Origin of the sequence: Streptomyces shenzhenensis (genome assembly GCF_021462265.1) — a bacterium.
GTDB classification, from domain to species: domain Bacteria; phylum Actinomycetota; class Actinomycetes; order Streptomycetales; family Streptomycetaceae; genus Streptomyces; species Streptomyces shenzhenensis.
In genome coordinates, this window is sequence record NZ_JAJONF010000053.1 from 1 (window position 1) to 18558 (window position 18558).

Below are 18558 nucleotides of genomic sequence, written 5' to 3' on the forward strand. Positions count from 1 at the left end.
GACGAGACGCCTGAGCCGGCCGGCTTTTCGCGTAAGGGGCATGACAAGCCCGGGTCTGGAACGCACAAGGACACCCCGTTTTCCATGAAGAGGGCAGACGGGGGCCCCACTCGAAGAGGTGACGTGTGCCGTGGCGGCGGTCAGAGCCGCCGGCCCCTCCCCATGGCGACGCTGTTCCCCCGGTCGCTGATGGTCGTGCGCGGTGGCCAAGTGGTCGGCTCAGCTCAGTGCGCGCACCCCACTTTAGTAAACTTGTGTGACACCTTTGAAGAATTTTTGACCGAACGAGATCATCGTGCACCGGTCCGCGGGGCCCCGCGGACACGACGAGGGCCCGGTGGTCTGTGACCACCGGGCCCTCGCAACATGGAGATTGTGGAGATGGCGGGAATCGAACCCGCGTCCAACGGTGCAGAACCAGGGCTTCTCCGTGTGCAGTTCGCTGTGCTTTTCTCGGCCCCGGCGATCACGCGAACAAGTCGCCGACGGGCCCAGTCACTGTTAGATTTCCCTCTTCACCCCGTGACCGGGATCAAGGTTTAGTCCCCTAGCTGATGCCAGGATCCGGGTCGGGAACAGCCCCGGGCTGACACTCCCTTTGTAGGAGGCTCGCTATCGCTACCTGAGATCAGGCAGCGAGGGCGAAGGCCTGCTGGGAGGAATCGCGCTTGGAAGTGGCGATTATTTTTTTCGGCCTGTGGTTTACGAGATCATGGCCGCTTTCTCGACACGCTTCCCCTGCCTCGACATCCGCTGTCGAAACCGATCATCCCCATGTTGATTTTTCAATCTTCACACCGGCTTCCTCCGGTGTTGGTGCCATCGTACGTGACTAACGCACGCGGGTGCCACTACATTCCCGTGGCCCTACGCGTCCCGCTGCCGCCGCTTCGCCGCCGCGATGGCACGCCCGGCCTCCCGGCGGTCCTGCTGCTCACGCAGGGTCTGCCGCTTGTCGTACTCCTTCTTGCCTCGGGCGAGCGCGATCTCCGCCTTCGCCCGGCCGTCCCTGAAGTACAGGGCGAGAGGCACGATCGTGTGACCGGTCTCCTGGGCCTTGACCTCCAGCTTGTCGATCTCCTCCCGGTGCAGCAGCAGCTTGCGCTTGCGGCGCACCGAGTGGTTGGTCCAGGTGCCCTGGCTGTACTCGGGGATGTGCGCGTTGTGCAGCCACGCCTCGTTGCCGTCGATCTGCACGAAGCCGTCGACCAGCGAGGCCCGGCCCTGCCGCAGCGACTTCACCTCGGTGCCGGACAGCACCAGACCGGCCTCGTAGGTGTCGATGATCGCGTAGTCGTGCCGCGCCTTCTTGTTCTGCGCGACGATCTTGCGCTTGCCGCCCTTCTCGCCGTCCCGGGCTTTGGCGGCCGTCCCCTGCTGCTTCTGCTGGGACTCTTTCGGTACATACATTCCCTTGGCCATAGTGCCCTCCATTTTCGCACTACGGAGGGGGTGCGGGGGAAGCGGATTAGCGGCGGGTTCCACAGGGCCGCGAGAACCCTCGCCGGGCTACGACGGATCGCCCAGGCCGCTGAGGACCGTCTCCGCGCGCCGCAGCGCCCCGGAGGAGACCTCCAGGTCGGGGGTGATGCCCCGGCCGTCGACGGCGTGGCCGGAGGGGGTGCGGTAGTGGCCCACGGTGAGCTCGGCGACCGAGCCGTCGGGGAGGCGGGTGGGCATCTGGATGGAGCCCTTGCCGAAGGTGCGGGAGCCGAGGACGACCGCGCGGCCGCGGTCCTGGAGGGCGCCGGTGAGCATCTCGGCCGCGCTCATCGTGCCGCCGTCGACCAGCGCGACCAGCGGCCTCGCGGTGTCCCCGCCCGGTTCGGCGTGCAGGGCGCGCTGGACGCCGTCGACGTCGTAGGTGGCGACCAGGCCGCCGTCGAGGAAGGCGGAGGCGGCGGTGACGGCCTCGCTGACCAGTCCGCCGGAGTTGCCGCGCAGGTCGAGGACGATGCCGGCGTCGGCCGGGGCCTGGCGGACAGCGGCGCGCACGAGCTCCCCGGAGCCCTTGGTGAAGGCGGAGATCTTGATGACGGTGATGCCGGCGGACGGCTTCCGCACGGTCACCGAGTCGGTGGACAGCAGCGCCCGGCACAGCGTCTCGCTCCACGCGCGCGTGCCGCGCTGGAGGCCCAGGGTGACGGTCGTACCGGCGCGGGCGTCGGTGGCGTCACCGCGCAGTAACGCGACGACGTCGGTGACGGGCCGCCCGTCGACGTCCTCCCCGTCCACGCTGCGCAGCCGGTCGCCCTTCCTGATCCCCGCGGCGGCCGCGGGCGACCCGGCCTGCACCTTGCTCACGTCGATCCGCCCGTCCGCGGTCCGCCGGGCCCACAACCCCACGCCCGTGTACTGGCCGTCGAGCGCTTCCTGGAACTCCTGGTACTCGCCCTCGGAGTAGACCGCGGCCCACCGGTCCCCGCTGCGGCTGACCGCGCGTTCCGCCGCCTCCACGGGGGACTTGCCGTCAGCCATCGCCTCGGCGGCGGCCTTCGCGACATCCTCGTGCCCGGTGCCCGGGTGGGCGGCCCGGGCGGGCGTCTTCCGGTCGGACTGCCCCGGGTCGGGGAACGCCCCGGTGGCCGCCCCGGTCACCAGCAGCCCGGCGAACACCAACGTCAGAGCCGCCCCCCGGCGAACCCGGCGGGGCTGACAGAACAGCTCTCGGCCTGACATGCGGGTGAGTCTAGGACAAGGCAAGAGGGCCGTACGGGCTGTTGCCCGTACGGCCCTCTTGGCATGCGTCACACCTTCAGGTACTTGCGCAACGCGAAGAACGCGGCAAGCGCGGGCATCAGAAGGCTTGTTGCGAGGATGAGGGGGAGCTTGGTCAACACGGCGTCCCAGCCGATGAAGTTGATCAAGTTGAGCTTGTGGGACAGGTCCAGGCCGTGGTCGATGATGAAGTAGCGGGCGATCACCAGGAATCCGCACGCGACCGTGCCGCCGATGAGGCCGGCGACGGCGGCCTCCGCGATGAACGGGGCCTGGATGTAGAAGCCGGAGGCGCCGACCAGGCGCATGATGCCGGTCTCGCGCCTACGGCTGAACGCGGAGACGCGCACCGTGTTGACGATCAGCATCAGGGCGACCACCAGCATCAGGGCCATGACCATGCGGGCCGCCCAGTTCATGCCGTTGAGCAGGCCGAAGAGGTTGTCGAGGATGCCCTTCTGGTCCTGGACGGACTGGACCCCGTCACGACCGTCGAAGGCGGTCGCGACGACCTGGTACTTCTCCGGGTCCTTGAGCTTGATCCGGTACGACTCCTGCATCTGGTCCGGGGTGAGGGAGTCGGCGAGCGGCGAGTCGCCGAACTGCTCCTTGTAGTGCTTGTACGCCTGGTCCTGGGACTCGTAGGTGACCTTCTCGACCACCGACATCTTGCTGAGGTCGGCCTGGATCTGCTTCTTCTGGTCCTCGGTCACCGCGCCCTTGGCACAGTTGGGGTCGGACTCGGCGTCGCTCTTGTTGCAGAGGAAGATCGAGACGTTGACCTTGTCGTACCAGTAGCCCTTCATGGTGTTGACCTGGTCGCTCATCAGGAGCGAGCCACCGAAGAGCGCCAGGGACAGGGCGACCGAGACGACGACCGCGAAGGTCATCGTCAGATTGCGGCGGAGACCGACTCCGATCTCCGACAGTACGAACTGGGCACGCATGGCCTCGGGTTATGCCTTTCCGTAAACGGTCGCGGTCAGTGCTGGTAGCCGTAGACGCCGCGGGCCTGGTCGCGGACGAGGCGGCCCTTCTCCAGCTCGATGACGCGCTTGCGCATCTGGTCCACGATGTTCTGGTCGTGGGTGGCCATGATCACGGTGGTGCCGGTGCGGTTGATGCGGTCCAGCAGCTTCATGATGCCGACCGAGGTCTGCGGGTCGAGGTTGCCGGTGGGCTCGTCCGCGATCAGCAGCTTGGGCCGGTTCACGAAGGCGCGCGCGATGGCCACGCGCTGCTGCTCACCACCGGAGAGCTCGCCGGGCCTCCGGTCCTCCTTGCCGCCGAGCCCGACGAGGTCGAGCACCTGGGGCACGGACTTGCGGATCTCGCCCTTGGACTTGCCGATGACCTCCTGGGCGAAGGCCACGTTCTCGGCGACCGTCTTGTTGGGCAGCAGGCGGAAGTCCTGGAAGACCGTCCCGAGCTGGCGGCGCATCTGCGGCACCTTCCAGTTGGACAGCCGGGCGAGGTCCTTGCCGAGGACGTGCACCTGGCCTTGGCTGCACCGCTCCTCACGGAGGACCAGCCGCAGGAAGGTGGACTTTCCGGAGCCGGAGGACCCCACGAGGAACACGAACTCGCCCTTCTCCACTTCCAGGGACACATCCCTGAGTGCGGGGCGGGTCTGCTTGGGGTAGACCTTGGAGACATTGTCGAATCGGATCACGGATGCACCACGGGTCGCCGGGGGTAGATGAGCGTGACCATACGCGAGTCGGGTGAGGAAGCGCAGGCGCCGGTCACGGTTGGGTGAGGCTTGTGCGGTTTTATTCCCTGGCGGTCCCGGCCGAGTACCCCCGAGCGCCGGGGCGAGGTCGCCGGACGGCCGCGCTCTTTCCGGGGGAACCTGGCACAGTGGGAGGGGAACGTTCTCGTTCCGCGGAGCGTTGTGTAGGCGATGGCCGGTGCAAGGAGGGCGAGCGCATGACGTACGACCGGTTGGTGTGCGCGAACTGCGCGGCGCCCGTGAGCGAAGGCCGGTGCCCTGTGTGCCGCGCCAACCGCGAGCGTCTTCAGCAGGAGAGTTTCCTCGGCGGTCTGAACCCGATGGCGCTGATCGGGCTGCTGGCGGTGCTGATCGCCGCGGTGGCGCTGCTGGCGGCGCACCAGACCGCGTAACGAAACTCACACAAGCAGGGTAAGGGCCCGGAGCGGTTGCTCCGGGCCCTTCACCGTGCGATGCGCGTACGCTCCGTGAGCGGCCGCCTACGGTCAGGCGGCGGCGCCGCCGCGGCCGCCCATGAGGCGCGGCAGGACGCGGAAGCCGATACCGCCGGCGATCATCGTGGCGGCGCCGACGATGAGGAAGGCCGTCTGTCCGGCACCGGTCTCGGCGAGCTGGTCACCGCCGCCCTGGGCCTGGGTGTTCGACGAGCCGGTGTCGGTGAGGGCGGAGGAGCCCTCCTCCTGCGCGGAGGTGCCGGAGTTGCCGTCGGTGCCGGTGTTGTTGCCGCCACCGTGGCCACCGTGGCCGCCGGTACCGCTGCCGCCGGTGCTGCCGTCGGACGGGGTGTCGCTGGTCGGCTCGTCCGTGGGCTCGGTGGGCTCGTCGGTCGGCTGGGTGGGCTCGTCCGTCGGCTCGCTGGACTCGGAGGGTTCCTGAGTCGGCTCGCCGGTCGCCGTCTCGGTCGGATCGGCCGAGGTCGTCGGGATCTCGGTCGGGTTGTCCGTCGGGTCGTCGGCGCCGAGGTTGACGTTGGCCGAGACACCGCTCTCGTCGGCGCTGACGCCGATGGAGAGGGCGGAGGCCGCGCCGGCCGCGGTCAGCGAGGCACCGGCGGCGATCACGGCGCCGGCGGCGAGCCGCGCGACCCGGATCCGCGTCTTCTTGGTCATCTGGTTGCTACCCCCAGTAGCTGATAGTCAATGAGCGGGCGCATGGGGCCGGCCGTGATCGACGGGGGCGGTAAAGGCGTTGCCAAGTCCCCCGGTTCACATGCGCCCCAGAGATACGCATGCCACGCTTCACCCTTCCCACTTTTCAAAGCAACGTCAAGGCCGTTGCGGGCGCGATGTCCAATTGCGCGCCGAATGCGGGGAGTTGAAGCCTGTGAGTGTGACGTAAAACCCAGGCATACCAGAACTGCCGCCCCTGGGGCGGCAGTTCCCGATGAGACGACTTACCGTGGGCAAGTCGACAAAGTTACTTCTCCTGCTGCTTGCGCCAGCGAATTCCGGCCTCCAGGAACCCGTCGATCTCGCCGTTGAAAACGGCCTCGGGGTTGCCCACCTCGTACTCGGTGCGCAGGTCCTTGACCATCTGGTACGGGTGCAGGACGTACGACCGCATCTGGTTGCCCCAGGAGTTGCCGCCGTCGCCCTTGAGTGCGTCCATCTTGGCCTGCTCCTCCTGGCGGCGCCGCTCAAGGAGCTTGGCCTGGAGCACGTTCATCGCGGTGGCCTTGTTCTGGATCTGCGACCGCTCGTTCTGGCAGGAGACCACGATCCCGGTGGGCAGGTGCGTGATGCGCACCGCGGAGTCGGTCGTGTTGACGCCCTGGCCGCCGGGCCCGGAGGACCGGTAGACGTCGATCCTGAGCTCGCTCTCGTCGATCTCGACGTGGTCGGACTGCTCGACCACGGGGAGCACCTCGACACCGGCGAAGGAGGTCTGGCGGCGCCCCTGGTTGTCGTACGGCGAGATCCGCACGAGCCGGTGCGTGCCCTGCTCCACGGAGAGGGTCCCGTAGGCGTACGGGATCTGTACGGCGAAGGTGGTCGACTTGATGCCGGCCTCTTCGGCGTACGACGTCTCGATGAGCTCGGTCTTGTATCCGTGCTGCTCGGCCCAGCGCAGGTACATGCGCTGCAGCTTCTCGGCGAAGTCGGCGGCGTCGACGCCACCGGCCTCCGCGCGGATGTTCACGAGCGCTTCCCGGGAGTCGTACTCCCCGCTGAGCAGCGTCCGGACCTCCATCTCGGCCAGCGCCTTGCGGACGGCGGTCAGCTCGGACTCGGCCTCGGCGCGGGTGTCCGGGTCGTCCTCCTCCTCGGCCATCTCGAAGAGCACGGCAAGATCGTCGATCCGCCCGCGCAGCGCCTCCGCCTTCCTGACCTCGGCCTGCAGGTGGCTCAGCTTGCTGGTGATCTTCTGCGCCTCGTCCGGGTTGTCCCAGAGGGACGGCGCGGCCGCCTGCTCCTCAAGCACGGCGATGTCTGCCCTCAGCTTGCCGAGGTCCAGAACGGCCTCGATCGACTCCATGGTCGAGGAGAGGGACTTGAGCTCTTCGGATACATCGACAACTGCCACGCCTCCAGCGTAACGGCTCGTTCAACCAACGGACGCCTGCCCACCCACGCCGGGGGCGCCCGCGGGGCCACGCCAGGGGTGCCCGCGGGGCCACGCCGGGGTGCCTGCGGACCCACGCCGGGGGCGCCCGCCGGCCCACGCCGGGGGTGTCCGCCGACCCACGCCGGGGGTGTCCACGGGCCCGCGTACCGCGTACGCGCGGGCCCGGCACTGGGCGACGTCTCGCCTGCCTCTGTGCAGGGTCTTCGCCCATCCTCAACGGGCGCCTCGTCCCGCTCACGCGCGGATGCCCGCCCCCACCACCGGGCGCTTCGACCGCTTGCCTGCCGCGTGCTCGTCACCCGTCGGGGTCCGGGGCGGAGCCCCGTGACGGTGACTCGCCGTCTACCGAGTCGGGCGGGCGAGTGGGCAAAAAGGACCGCCGAAGCCACCACCCGCACCCGACCCATCACACCGTCGGCCTGCTCGCACCCCTCCGGGTCCGGGGCGGAGCCCCGTGACGGTGACTCGCCGCCCACCGAGTCGGGCGGGCGGGTGGGCGAAAAGGACCGCCGGAGCCACCACCCGCACCCGGCCGGTCACGGCGTCGACGTGCTGTGCGTCTCCTGCGAAGGAGCCGAGTCGTCCCCCGACGACGCCAGCCACGCGCCGACACCGACCACCGCCGCGACCACGACCCCGGCCACCGCGAACGTCACCCTCCGCCGCCGCGCCGCCACGCGATGCCGCGCCGACCCCGGCCGCGGCGCCCCCGCCGCCCTCGGCACCCGTGCCGTGCCCCGGGCGCCGCCCGCCAGCTCGTCGGGGCCCGGCACCCGCATCGACGTGTGCGTGTCCCGGTTGGAGTCCGGCTTCGCGCCCGGCACCAGGGAGACGGCCCCCCGGCGCCGTACCCGCTGCTCCTCCGCGGCCGGAGCGGCGGCGGCCGGCTCCTCGGTCTCCTGCGGCGTCTCGGTCTCCGGCTCGTCGACGTCCAGCGGCGGCATCCCCGCCAGCGTCTGCAGCTGCTCCCGCAGCCGCGCGGCCAGCTCGGACGCCCGCAACCGGGACGCCGGCGCCTTCGCCAGGCACTGGACGAGCAGCTGCCAGAGCTCCTCGGGGATGCCGGGGAGCGGGACGACGGTCTCCGTGACATGGCGGCGCAGGACCGCGCCCGGGTGGCCGCCGCCGAACGGGGTGAAGCCCGCGAGAAGCTCGTAGAGAACCGTCGCCAGTGCGTAGATGTCCACCGACGCGCGGGGCGGCAGGCCCTCGACGATCTCCGGGGCCAGGTAGTCCGGCGTACCGATGATCTTCGTGGCGCGGGTCCGCTTCGGGGAGTCGATGAGCTTCGCGACACCGAAGTCGGTCAGCAGCGCCGGGTGCGAGCCGCCCGGTCCCAGCGGACCCTGCATGTCGAGGAGGACGTTCTCCGGCTTCACGTCCCGGTGGACGATCCCGGCCGCGTGCGCCGCCGCCAGCCCGTCCGCGACGTCCGCGACGATGGCGACGGCGGCCTCGGGGGCGAGCCGCCGCTCCCGGTCCAGGCGGGTGCGCAGATCCGTGCCCCGGACCAGGTCCATGACGAGGGCGAGGTCGTTGCCGTCGACGACGAGGTCACGGACGGACACCACATGGGGGTGCTCAAGGCCCAGCAGTGCCGTGCGCTCCTGCACGAAGCGGCCCACCAGCTCCTCGTCGGACGCGAGATCCTCGCGCAGCAGCTTGATGGCGACGGGCCCCTCCGGCCCCTCGCCCAGCCACACCGTGCCGGCGCTGCCCCGCCCCAGGATCTGGTTCGCGGTGTACCGGCTGCCGATCTTCCGTGCCAAGGCTGCTCCTACAGACGCGTGTTGCCGACAAAACTACGCGCACGAAGAGCCAACCTTCACCAGGGAGGCGGAAATCACCCGTCAGATGTCGACAAATCCACAGACTGGCGGTCAGTTGCTGGAGCTGTTGCCCAGGTCGCCGATGAAGCTGCCGACCGACTTCGCCCAGTCGCTCAGCTGGTGCCAGTAGCCCCTGCCCTGGCCGACCCAGGTGTGCACCGGGGTCAGGTCCCAGATCAGCCAGCCCGCGACGAACAGGATGACGACCAGGAAGAGACAGCCCTTGAGGCAGCCGAGCCCGGGGATCCGCATCGGGTTGGCGCTGCGCTGCCGCGGCTCGCGCGGGGCCCGCTGCTGCGGCTCGGCGGGGGCGGGGGGCGCGTACCGCTGCTGGGGCTGCTGCGGCGGCGGGGCGTACTGCTGCGGCCGCCCGCCGCCGTACCCCGCGGGCTGCTGCTGGCCGTACCCGGCGGGCGGCTGCCCGTACCCGCCCTGGCCACCCGGCCCGCCCTGGCCGCGCGGCTGCGGCCGGCGCACCGGCTGCTGCTGCGGGGCCTGGCGTGGCGGCTGCTGCTGCGGCCGGGCCACCTGCCGCTGCGGGCGGCGGCGCAGGGGGTCCTCACCCGGGTCGAAGTACTGGACCTGGGTCTGCTCGTTGCGGTCGCGGGCCGCGCGGAGCTGGCTCTGCCAGGGGTGCGGCTCCTCCGGCTGCTGCCCGCCGGACTGGCCCGGCTGCCCCTGGGGCATCGGCGGCATGACGGCCGTGGGGTCGGCGGCACCGGTGTTCGGCAGCACGGCCGTCGGGTCGGCGGCGCCGAACGGCCCCGGCCCGCCGGTGTGCGGGAGGACGCTGGTCGCGGCGTTCGGGTCGTACGCCCCCATCGGCGTGCCGGTGTTCGGCAGTACCTGGGTCGGGTCGGCCGCGCCCGGTACGGCGGTCGGCGCCGGGTCGGGTGCGAGCAGCGCGCCGACGCCCTCGGCCGCCGCGATCTGCGCGGAGTTCGCGTGCACGCCGACGCCCTCGGCGACGACACGCAGGCCGCGCGCGAGGTTCTCGGCGCTGGGGCGGTCGTCGGGGTTCTTGCGCAGGCAGCGCTCTATGACCGTCCACAGCGGGTCGGGGACGGTCGAGGGGCGGCGGGGCTCGGCGCTGAGGTGCTGGTGGAGGACTTCCAGGGCGCTGCCGCCGGAGAACGGCGGATGGCCGGTGACCAGCTCGTACAGCAGGATGCCTGCGCCGTAGATGTCGACGGCGGAGGTCTGGGGGCGGCCCTCGGCGGACTCGGGAGCTATGTACGCGGGCGTGCCGACGAACTCATGGGTGCGGGTCAGGCCCGGGGAGTCGGCGAGGCGGGCGATGCCGAAGTCGGTCAGCATCGGGTGCATCTGGCCGTTGTACTGCGCGAGCAGCACGTTGGCGGGCTTCAGGTCGCGGTGCACCACGCCGTCGGCGTGGCTGGCGGCGAGCGCGTCGGCGACCTGGGCGGTGAGCAGCGCGGCGGCGACGGGCGTGAAGGGGCCGTTCTCGCGCAGGTAGCGGTGCAGGTCGGGGCCCTCGACGAGGTCCATGACCAGGGCGAGGAGATCGCCCTCCACGACGAGGTCCCGGACCCGGACGATGTTCGGGTGGGTGAGCCGGAGCAGGACGGAGCGCTCCCGCAGAAAGCGCATCACGATGTCGGAGTCGTTCGCGAGCTCTTCCTTGAGGACCTTGATCGCGACGGTCTCGCCGGGCTGGCCGGGCACGGCCGCCTCGGCGCCCGCGGTCTCCCGCTGGCGGGCACGCCAGACGGTACCGGTGGCGCCGCGTCCCAGCGGCTCCTCCAGGAGGTACTTGCTGCCTACCGGCCGCACGTCATGCGCTCCCTGCTGCTTGCTGAATGTCTCCGACCCGTGTGTCCGACCCACTCTAGTGCCGTGGCCCCTGGGACCGGGCTGTCGTCCGGCTGTGCTTTCCCCTCCCCGGTAGGGAGCCGATAAGCGTTCCCGACGTATCCCCATACGTTGGCGTTCCGGCCTGCGTTCGATGGAAAGACGCTTGCTTCGGTCCACTGGTTGCCAGGCTCGGACGTGACCGATCTCAAGTGATCGTCCGCGCGGTGTCGGGCAGGCACTTTTGGGGGCAGAGCTGACCAATCAAGATCACTTACCATCGGGGCGTGGGCGCGTTGTCAGTGGCAGGTGCGAGGATGCGTTTGACAGCAGAACTGGCCGACGTGCTCGTGGCGGTGGGGGGAATTCCGCGCCCGCGCAGAAGGGACCGCTGACGGCGATGCAGATCCGGCTGACCGTCGTAGACCCGCTGGGTCCTGCCGCGCAGCGGGGCCGGGCCGTGAGCCGCGACGTGCTGGTGACGGCACCCGCGGGCACGGACCTGGCCGCGGTGGCGTCGGGGCTGGCCTCGGCGGTCACCGGGGACGGCAGCCTGGGCGGCCGTGAGCAGAGCGGCGCCCCGGTCGTGCTGTACGCCGGGGCGGAGCGGCTGGACGCCCGCCGCCGCGTCCTCGGCGAGCCCCCGCTGGTCGACGGCGCGGTGCTGTCCCTGGGCGCCCCCGCGGCCCCCGAGCCGCACCCCGAGCTGGACGACGCCCCGACCCAGCTGCACGTGATCGCCGGCCCGGACGCGGGCGGGGTCCACCTCCTGCACGGCGGCCAGATCACCATCGGCCGCTCCGCCGAGGCCGACGTCCCGCTCGACGACCCGGACGTCTCCCGGCTGCACTGCGCGGTCACGGTCGCGGCCGACGGCCGGGTCTCGGTCGCCGACCTGCACTCCACCAACGGCACGTCGCTGGACGGCACCCGCGTCACCGACCGCCCGGTCCGCCTCACCCCGGGCTCGCTCCTGCGGATCGGGGAATCGGCCCTGCGGCTTACGCCGTCCGGGGGACCGGGGGCCCGGGTGGGCACGGCGCCCGACGGGGAGGGGTACGTGCGCGTCCTGACCGGGGACGAGGAGGCCGACGACGGTTCCGCCGGCCCGGGGGGCGGTACGGCAGGTCCGGCGGGCCGTACCCATCACGCCTACGGCACCGCGGGCTGGGGAGCCGCGGGCGGGGGATCCGGGGGCCAGGAGCACGGCCCGGTGGTGCCGGCGCAGGGGGAGGCACCGCGGATCGAGAGCCGGGACGGCGGGCTGCCGATGGCCGGCCGCGGGGGCGGATCACCGCGGACCGAGCGGGAAAGCGGGCGGCCGACCGGGCACGCGGGCGGGTTCCCGTCGTCCGCCGGACAGGGGATCGAGTCGCCTCCGCCCCGGCGCGGGAACGAGAGCGGCCGCCGCGGATACCCGCCGGCCGGCGATCGCGGGACGCTGCCGGGCCCGCGCGGCGGTTCCGGCGCCGCACCCGCCTCCGCCGCGAACGGCGGTGCGGGTGACACGCATGCCGGCCGAGCCGGAGCGCTCGGCGGCCCGAGCTCCCCGGGAAGTCCCGGAAGCGCCGAAAGCTCCGCCACCAGCTCCCCGGCCCCGGCAACCGCGTTCCCCGCCCACACCGACGGCGGCGTCCACCCCGACGGCGGCGCCCTCGCCGGCACCCCCACCGATGCCGCCGCCCCCTCCGGCAGGCGCAAAGGCACCCCCCTCCGCGGTACCGACGCCCCCGTCCTGCCCGGCGCCCGCAGGCGCGGCGGGCTCGGGGCCTGGGCGCGGCGGCTGGCCGGTGGGCGCGGTGAGCCCCCGTCGGCCGCCGACGACGAAGCCGCGGCGGCGGACGGCGGCATCGCGTCCGTCGGTGTGCCCGCCCACCCGGAGACCTGGCCCGATCCCGCCGCGCTGCTGCTGACGGCCCTCGGCCCCGGCCCCCGCCTCTGGGAGCGCGGCCCCGGCCACCCGGAGGCGCTCACCGTCCGGCTCGGCACGGCGGACCGCCCGGCGCCCGACGGCTCGGGCCTGCTCCCCGCCGTCCCGGTCACCGCCGATCTGCGCGAGGCCGGCGCCCTCGGCCTGGCAGGACCGCGCACCCGCCTGTCCGGCCTCGCCCGCGCGGTCCTGGCCCAGCTCGCCGCGCTGCACTCGCCCGACCTGCTGGAGATCGTGCTGATCAGCGCGGACCGGGCCCATTCCCTGGAGGAGCGCACGGCCGAGTGGTCCTGGCTCGGCTGGCTTCCGCACGTGCGCCCCGGGCACGGCCAGGACTGCCGCCTGCTGCTGGCCTACGACCGCGAACAGGCGGCGGCCCGCGTCGAGGAGCTGCTGCGGCGCACCGAGGAGCTGTCCGCTCCCCGCAGACCGGCCACCCCCGCCGGCCGTCCGGCACCGGCCCACGCACCCGCCCCGCCCCGTCCGGCGGCGCAGGCCTCGCCCGCGGATGCCGCCCACCGCCCCTCCTGGGCCCGTGACCTCGGCGCCGACGAGGACGGCAGGGGCGGCTTCCCGGGGCCGTACACGGTCGTCGTCGTGGACGGCGACCCCGGCGGCTCCGCGCTGCGCGACGCGGTGGCGCGGCTGGCCGTCGCCGGACCGCGGGCCGGAGTGCACGTGCTCTGCCTGGCGGAGACGGCCCCCGCCTCGTCCGCCTCCCCGGTCGACCGGACCTACGAGGAGGCGTGTGCGGTGACGCCGACGTTCCGGGAGTGCGGCGCGGTGGCCCTGCTCAGCGGAGACGTGGCGACGGCGCTGCACCTGATGCGGGTCTCGGCCGCGCACGGCGGTCACCCGGGCCCGGTCGGCCCCGGCACCCTGGCGGCGGTGGACGCGGTCTCCGCCGCCTGGGCCGAGCGGTTCGCGAGGGCGCTGTCCCCGCTGCGCCCAGGCGGCCCGGCCGCCGACCGGCACCCCCGGGTCGCCGCGCCGCTCCCCCAGTCCGCCCGGCTGCTGGACGAACTGGGACTGGCGAGGGCGACCCCGGCGTCGCTGATGGCCCGTTGGGCGGACGCCGCCGACGACACCGAGTCGCTGGGCGGCCGGGCGCGGGCGGTGCTCGGCGCCGGACCGCACGGCCCGCTCACCGCCGACCTGGTGTCCGAGGGACCGCATCTGCTGATCGAGGGCCCGCCCGGCAGTGGCCGTACGGAGCTGCTGCGGGCGATAGTCGCCTCGCTGGCCGCCGCCGAGCGCCCCGACCGGCTCGGGATCGTCCTGATCGACGGCCGCGACGGCGTCGGCACCGGTGCCGGGCACGGCGAGGGCCTGCGGATCTGCACGGACATACCGCATGTCACGACCCACCTCACCGCCAATGACCCGGTGCGGATGCGGGAGCTGGCGCAGTCACTGAGCGCCGAGCTGAAGCGGCGGGCCGAGCTGCTGGGCCGCTCCGACTTCACCGACTGGCACGGCCGGCGGGAGGTCTCCGGCCGCATCGTCCCGCAGCGCGCCCGCCCGGCCGCCTCGGGCGCCGGCGACATAGAGGCCCCGCCGAGTTCGACACTCCGCCTGCGCCCGTCGGCCGGCGCCGCGGCCCGCGGACGGGCGGAGGTGCCGCCGCCGCTGCCCCGGCTCGTCGTCGTGGTCGACGACCTGGACGCCCTGGTCTCCCCCGCCCTCGGTTCACCGGGCCGCCCGGCCGCCGGTTCCGTGATGCGGGCGCTGGAGGCGGTGGCGAAGGAGGGCGAGCGGCTCGGCGTGCACCTGGTCGCGGCGGCCGGCACCGGCGGCCGTACCGCGGAGACGGAGCCGGCCCGGCAGGCCACCCTGCGCATCACCCTGGACACCCCGGCCGACGGCCCCGACGAACCGGCGCCCGGCCGCGGCCGTCTGACCACCCCGGACGGCCGGACCACGGGGTTCCAGACGGGCCGCGTCACGGGCCGCATCCCGCGCACGGCGACCCAGCGCCCCACCGTCGTCCCCCTCGACTGGCACCGCATGGGCGACCCCCCGGCCCGCCGCCCGATCCGAGAGCTGGGCAACGGCCCGACCGACCTGGCCCTGCTGGCCAGCGCGGTGGAGCGGGCGGCGAAGGAGGTTTCGGCGGCGGAGGTGCCCTCGCTTCTGTGAACGAGGGCGGAACACCGGCCCGTCCGGCGTTCGAGGACGAGGCCGTTCAGGCCGAAGCGGGGGTCCGGGGGCCCCAGCCCCCGGTGGACACCCGCACCGACCCCGGTCACTGATCACGAGGCGATCACGATCCCCGGCACTCCCCCGTAGGCACCCTTGCCGCACAGGCGGCCCCCGCGTAGACCGGTTGCCCACGGGACAGAGTTCTGACGTTCAACGAGGAACGACGAACGGGGAAGTGATGCGCGTCATGAGCAACACCAGCCGGACACACAGGGCCCTCGCCGCACTCGCCGCACTGCTCGCGGGATCCCTCGCACTCACCGCGTGCGGTGGCAACGACAAGAAGTCCGACGGCGACAACAGCACCGGCGCCACCGAGACCAGCACCCTCACCCTGCCGAAGCTGGACGGCACCACCCTCGAGGTGGCCGCCGTCTGGACCGGCCAGGAGCAGAAGAACTTCAAGCAGGTCCTCGCGGAGTTCGAGAAGCGCACCGGCGCGAAGGTCACCTTCGTGCCCGCCCAGGACCCGATCATCAACTTCCTCGGGTCGAAGATCGCGGGCGGTCAGCCGCCGGACATCGCGCTGCTGCCGCAGCCCGGCGCCATCAAGCAGGCCGTGCAGAAGGGCTGGGCCAAGCCGCTCGGCGCGGACGCGGTCACGGAAGTGCAGAAGAACTACTCGCAGGGCTGGCAGGACATCGGCAAGGTCGGCGGCAAGCAGTACGGCGTCTACTACAAGGCCGCCAACAAGTCGCTGGTCTGGTACAACACCAAGGTCTTCGAGAACGCGGGCGCCAAGGTGCCGGCGACCTGGCCGGACCTGCTGACGACGGCGCAGGCGGTGTACGACTCGGGGGTCACCCCGTTCTCGGTCGGCGGCGCCGACGGCTGGACGCTGACCGACTGGTTCGAGAACGTCTACCTCTCCCAGGCGGGCCCGGAGAAGTACGACCAGCTCGCCCAGCACAAGATCAAGTGGACCGACCCGTCGGTGAAGCAGGCGCTGACCACGCTCGCCCAGGTCTGGGGCAAGAAGGGGTACGTCGCGGGCAACGCGTCCGGCGCGCTGCAGACGGAGTTCCCGGCCTCGGTCACCCAGACCTTCACCGGCGGCGACCAGCCGAAGGCGGCGATGGTCTACGAGGGCGACTTCGTGCAGGTCAACATCGGTGAGACCAAGGCGAAGGTGGGCACGGACGCCAAGGTGTTCCCGTTCCCGGCGGTCGGCTCCACCGCCCCCGTGGTCTCCGGCGGTGACGCGGCCGTCATCTTCAAGGACTCCAAGGGCGCCCAGGCGCTGGCGAAGTTCCTGGCCTCCCCGGACGCGGCGACGATCCAGGCGAAGCTCGGCGGCTACCTCTCGCCCAACAAGAACGTGCCGAACTCGGCCTATCCGAACGAGGTGCAGCGCACGATCGCCAAGTCCCTGATCGCCTCCGGTGACGACTTCCGCTTCGACATGTCCGACCAGGCCCCGCAGGCGTTCGGCGGTACCCCGGGCAAGGGCGAGTGGAAGGACCTCCAGGACTTCCTGCAGAACCCGGCGGACGTGGCGGGCACGCAGGCGAAGCTGGAGAAGGACGCGGCGGCCGCCTACGGCAGCGGAAGCTGACCGGGCCCCGGCGATGGCATCACCCGCAACGGCGGGGGTCGCCGCGACCCCCGCCGCCCCCAAGCCCCGCAAGAGCGTGACCGGTACCCGTAGGACCGTGGCGGCCCTGTTTCTCCTCCCCGCCCTGGTGCTGCTCGGCGCGCTCGTGGTCTACCCGATCGGGTACTCGCTGATCCGCAGCCTCTACAACGCCGACGGGAGCGGTTTCGCCGGCTTCGACAACTACAAGGCGATCTTCACGGACGACAGCATCCGTACCGCCCTGAAGAACAACGTCATCTGGGTGGTGTTCGCGCCGGCCGTCTCCACGGCCCTCGGTCTGGTCTTCGCCGTGCTGACCGAGCGGGTGCGCTGGGGCACGGCCTTCAAACTGGTCGTCTTCATGCCGATGGCGATCTCGATGCTGGCCGCCGGGATCATCTTCCGCCTCGTCTACGACCAGGACCCGGACAAGGGCGTCGCCAACGCGGTGTGGGTCGGCATCCATGACACCTTCGCCCAGTCCTCGGCGTTCCCGAACGCCCACCCGGGCCGCGAGTCGCCCCTCGAACCGGACCAGGGCGGCTTCATCACCAAGGCGACGGTCCACACCGGCCGGACCGTCACCCTTCCCCTCGTCGGCGTCGCTCCCGACCAGATGCCCGACGGCGTCGAGAAGGCCGTGGCGGCCAAGCCGGACCCGGGGAAGATCACCGGCACCACCTGGCAGGACTTCACCCGAGGCAAGGGCGTCGGCAGGCTCGGCTCCCCCGACCCCTCCGAGCTCGGCTACTCCGGCATGCGCATCGAGGCGGTCCGGAACGGCGTGGTGGTGGCGTCCACCAAGGCCGCCGGCGACGGCACCTTCACCCTCCCCGCCTCCGCCGACGGGGCCCAGCTCCGGCTGCCGGCGAGCAACTTCAAACAGCCCTACAACGGCGTCGACTGGCTCGGCCCGTCCCTCGTCACACCCGCGATCATCGGATCGTACGTCTGGATGTGGGCGGGCTTCGCGATGGTGCTGATCGCGGCCGGGCTGGCGGGGGTGCCCCGGGAACTGCTCGAGGCCGCGCGGGTCGACGGGGCGACCGAGTGGCAGGTGTTCCGCAAGATCACCGTGCCGCTGCTCGCACCGGTCCTCGCGGTGGTCACCGTCACTCTGATGATCAACGTACTGAAGGTCTTCGACCTCGTGTACATCATCGCGCCGGGCTCCTCACAGGACGACGCCAACGTGCTCGCCCTGGAGCTGTACCGCAAGGGCTTCTCAGAGGGCCAGCCGGGCATCGCGAGCGCCATCGCGGTGTTCCTGCTGCTGCTGGTCATCCCCGTGATGCTGTTCAATGTTCGCCGGCTGCGGCGGGAGGAGCGGCGATGAGCTGGCTGCTGGAGAAGATCAACGGCGGGCTGGTGCGGGTCTTCCTGATCGTCGTCGCCCTGTTCTGGCTGGTGCCGACGATCGGGCTGCTCGCGTCCTCCCTCAGATCCCCCGAGGACATGAGCGCGAGCGGCTGGTGGCAGGTGTTCGGCAAGCCGTCCCAGCTCACCTTCGAGAGCTACCAGAAGCTCCTTGAGAACGGCGACATCACCAGCTCGCTCTGGAACACGGTGCTGATCACCGTCCCCGCGACGATCCTGGTCGTGATCATCGGGGCGCTGGCCGGTTACGCGTTCGCGTGGATGGAGTTCCCGGGCCGGGACTGGTGGTTCCTGATCGTGGTCAGTCTCCTGGTCGTGCCCGTCCAGGTCGCCCTGATCCCGATCGCCGAACTCTTCGGGAAGATCGGCCTGTTCGGGACGATCTTCGGGGTGATCCTCTTCCATGTCGGCTTCGGGCTGCCGTTCGCGGTGTTCCTGCTGCGGAACTTCTTCGCGGAGATCCCGCGGGAGCTGCTGGAGGCGGCCCGTCTCGACGGCGCCGGTGAACTGCGGCTGTTCACCCGGGTGGTGATGCCGCTCGGCGGGCCCGCGATCGCGAGCCTGGGCATCTTCCAGTTCCTGTGGGTGTGGAACGACATGCTGGTCGCGCTGGTGTTCACCAAGTCGGGCACCCAGCCGATCACGGTCGCGCTGCAGACCCAGGTACGCCAGTTCGGCAACAACGTCGACGTCCTCGCGCCCGGCGCCTTCATCTCGATGGTGATCCCGCTGGCCGTTTTCTTCGCGTTCCAGCGGCAGTTCGTGTCGGGGGTGATGGCCGGCGCGGTCAAGTGACCGCACAGTCGGACAGCCTCAC

13 protein-coding genes and 1 other RNA gene are annotated in these 18558 nt (G+C 71.7%); 5 read left to right on the top strand and 9 right to left on the bottom strand.

Features of this window, described 5'->3' with window-relative positions; genetic code table 11:
• Window positions 1-373: 373 nt before the first annotated feature.
• From ssrA to ftsE, 5 genes are all read right to left on the bottom strand, one after another.
• Window positions 374-774, bottom strand: a transfer-messenger RNA (tmRNA) gene (gene ssrA / locus LQ326_RS40260).
• A gap of 93 nt (window positions 775-867) precedes the next feature.
• On the bottom strand, window positions 868-1410 hold the full coding sequence (gene smpB / locus LQ326_RS40265) for an SsrA-binding protein SmpB (protein WP_234544037.1): 543 nt from the start codon (window positions 1408-1410) through the stop codon (window positions 868-870).
• Between the two features lie 99 nt (window positions 1411-1509).
• Window positions 1510-2679 carry a S41 family peptidase gene (locus LQ326_RS40270; RefSeq protein ID WP_234544038.1) on the bottom strand — a complete coding sequence of 390 codons (1170 nt, stop codon included), beginning with the start codon at window positions 2677-2679 and terminating at the stop codon, window positions 1510-1512.
• Window positions 2680-2747: 68 nt separating this feature from the next.
• Window positions 2748-3665: a permease-like cell division protein FtsX gene (gene ftsX / locus LQ326_RS40275; protein WP_181806164.1), complete on the bottom strand. Its 918-nt coding sequence runs from the start codon at window positions 3663-3665 to the stop codon at window positions 2748-2750.
• A 35-nt stretch (window positions 3666-3700) separates the two neighbouring features.
• The gene (ftsE, locus tag LQ326_RS40280) at window positions 3701-4390 is read right to left on the bottom strand and encodes a cell division ATP-binding protein FtsE (RefSeq protein ID WP_234544039.1); all 690 of its coding nucleotides are present in this window, start codon (window positions 4388-4390) and stop codon (window positions 3701-3703) included.
• Window positions 4391-4647: 257 nt separating this feature from the next.
• Between ftsE and LQ326_RS40285 the strand changes: the two genes are divergently transcribed.
• A complete protein-coding gene (locus LQ326_RS40285; protein WP_089106595.1) occupies window positions 4648-4842 on the top strand; it encodes a hypothetical protein in 195 nt (64 codons plus the stop codon).
• Window positions 4843-4935: 93 nt separating this feature from the next.
• Here the strand turns inward: LQ326_RS40285 and LQ326_RS40290 are convergent, their stop codons facing one another.
• From LQ326_RS40290 to LQ326_RS40305, 4 genes are all read right to left on the bottom strand, one after another.
• Entirely contained in the window at window positions 4936-5559 is a 624-nt protein-coding gene (locus LQ326_RS40290) for a hypothetical protein (RefSeq protein ID WP_234544040.1), read from the bottom strand.
• Window positions 5560-5866: 307 nt separating this feature from the next.
• A complete protein-coding gene (gene prfB / locus LQ326_RS40295; protein ID WP_234544041.1) occupies window positions 5867-6973 on the bottom strand; it encodes a peptide chain release factor 2 in 1107 nt (368 codons plus the stop codon).
• 578 nt (window positions 6974-7551) lie between these two features.
• Window positions 7552-8784, bottom strand: a complete 1233-nt coding sequence (locus tag LQ326_RS40300) for a serine/threonine-protein kinase (protein ID WP_234544042.1) — start codon at window positions 8782-8784, stop codon at window positions 7552-7554.
• A gap of 111 nt (window positions 8785-8895) precedes the next feature.
• Window positions 8896-10638 carry a serine/threonine-protein kinase gene (locus LQ326_RS40305; RefSeq protein ID WP_234544043.1) on the bottom strand — a complete coding sequence of 581 codons (1743 nt, stop codon included), beginning with the start codon at window positions 10636-10638 and terminating at the stop codon, window positions 8896-8898.
• Window positions 10639-11056: 418 nt separating this feature from the next.
• Between LQ326_RS40305 and LQ326_RS40310 the strand changes: the two genes are divergently transcribed.
• The 4 genes from LQ326_RS40310 to LQ326_RS40325 all read left to right on the top strand — a co-directional run bounded on the left by LQ326_RS40310 (window position 11057) and on the right by LQ326_RS40325 (window position 18536).
• On the top strand, window positions 11057-14725 hold the full coding sequence (locus LQ326_RS40310; protein WP_234544044.1) for an FHA domain-containing protein: 3669 nt from the start codon (window positions 11057-11059) through the stop codon (window positions 14723-14725).
• A 241-nt stretch (window positions 14726-14966) separates the two neighbouring features.
• A complete protein-coding gene (locus LQ326_RS40315) occupies window positions 14967-16343 on the top strand; it encodes an ABC transporter substrate-binding protein (protein WP_234544045.1) in 1377 nt (458 codons plus the stop codon).
• A 13-nt stretch (window positions 16344-16356) separates the two neighbouring features.
• Window positions 16357-17700 (top strand): carbohydrate ABC transporter permease, encoded by a 1344-nt coding sequence (locus LQ326_RS40320; RefSeq protein WP_234544046.1) that lies wholly within the window; start codon window positions 16357-16359, stop codon window positions 17698-17700.
• Window positions 17697-18536 (top strand): carbohydrate ABC transporter permease, encoded by an 840-nt coding sequence (locus LQ326_RS40325; protein ID WP_234544047.1) that lies wholly within the window; start codon window positions 17697-17699, stop codon window positions 18534-18536. Before LQ326_RS40320 ends, LQ326_RS40325 begins: the two co-directional genes overlap by 4 nt.
• Window positions 18537-18558 lie beyond the last annotated feature (22 nt).

What these genes read in the sequence shown, in the direction of transcription:
- LQ326_RS40320 (WP_234544046.1), top strand. Translation starts at nt 16,357, where the DNA reads ATGGCATCACCCGCAACGGCGGGGGTCGCCGCGACCCCCGCCGCCCCC.
- LQ326_RS40315 (WP_234544045.1), top strand. Translation starts at nt 14,967, where the DNA reads ATGCGCGTCATGAGCAACACCAGCCGGACACACAGGGCCCTCGCCGCA.
- smpB (WP_234544037.1), bottom strand. Translation starts at nt 1,410, where the DNA reads ATGTATGTACCGAAAGAGTCCCAGCAGAAGCAGCAGGGGACGGCCGCC.
- LQ326_RS40270 (WP_234544038.1), bottom strand. Translation starts at nt 2,679, where the DNA reads ATGTCAGGCCGAGAGCTGTTCTGTCAGCCCCGCCGGGTTCGCCGGGGG.
- LQ326_RS40310 (WP_234544044.1), top strand. Translation starts at nt 11,057, where the DNA reads ATGCAGATCCGGCTGACCGTCGTAGACCCGCTGGGTCCTGCCGCGCAG.
- LQ326_RS40290 (WP_234544040.1), bottom strand. Translation starts at nt 5,559, where the DNA reads ATGACCAAGAAGACGCGGATCCGGGTCGCGCGGCTCGCCGCCGGCGCC.
- ftsX (WP_181806164.1), bottom strand. Translation starts at nt 3,665, where the DNA reads ATGCGTGCCCAGTTCGTACTGTCGGAGATCGGAGTCGGTCTCCGCCGC.
- LQ326_RS40325 (WP_234544047.1), top strand. Translation starts at nt 17,697, where the DNA reads ATGAGCTGGCTGCTGGAGAAGATCAACGGCGGGCTGGTGCGGGTCTTC.
- LQ326_RS40285 (WP_089106595.1), top strand. Translation starts at nt 4,648, where the DNA reads ATGACGTACGACCGGTTGGTGTGCGCGAACTGCGCGGCGCCCGTGAGC.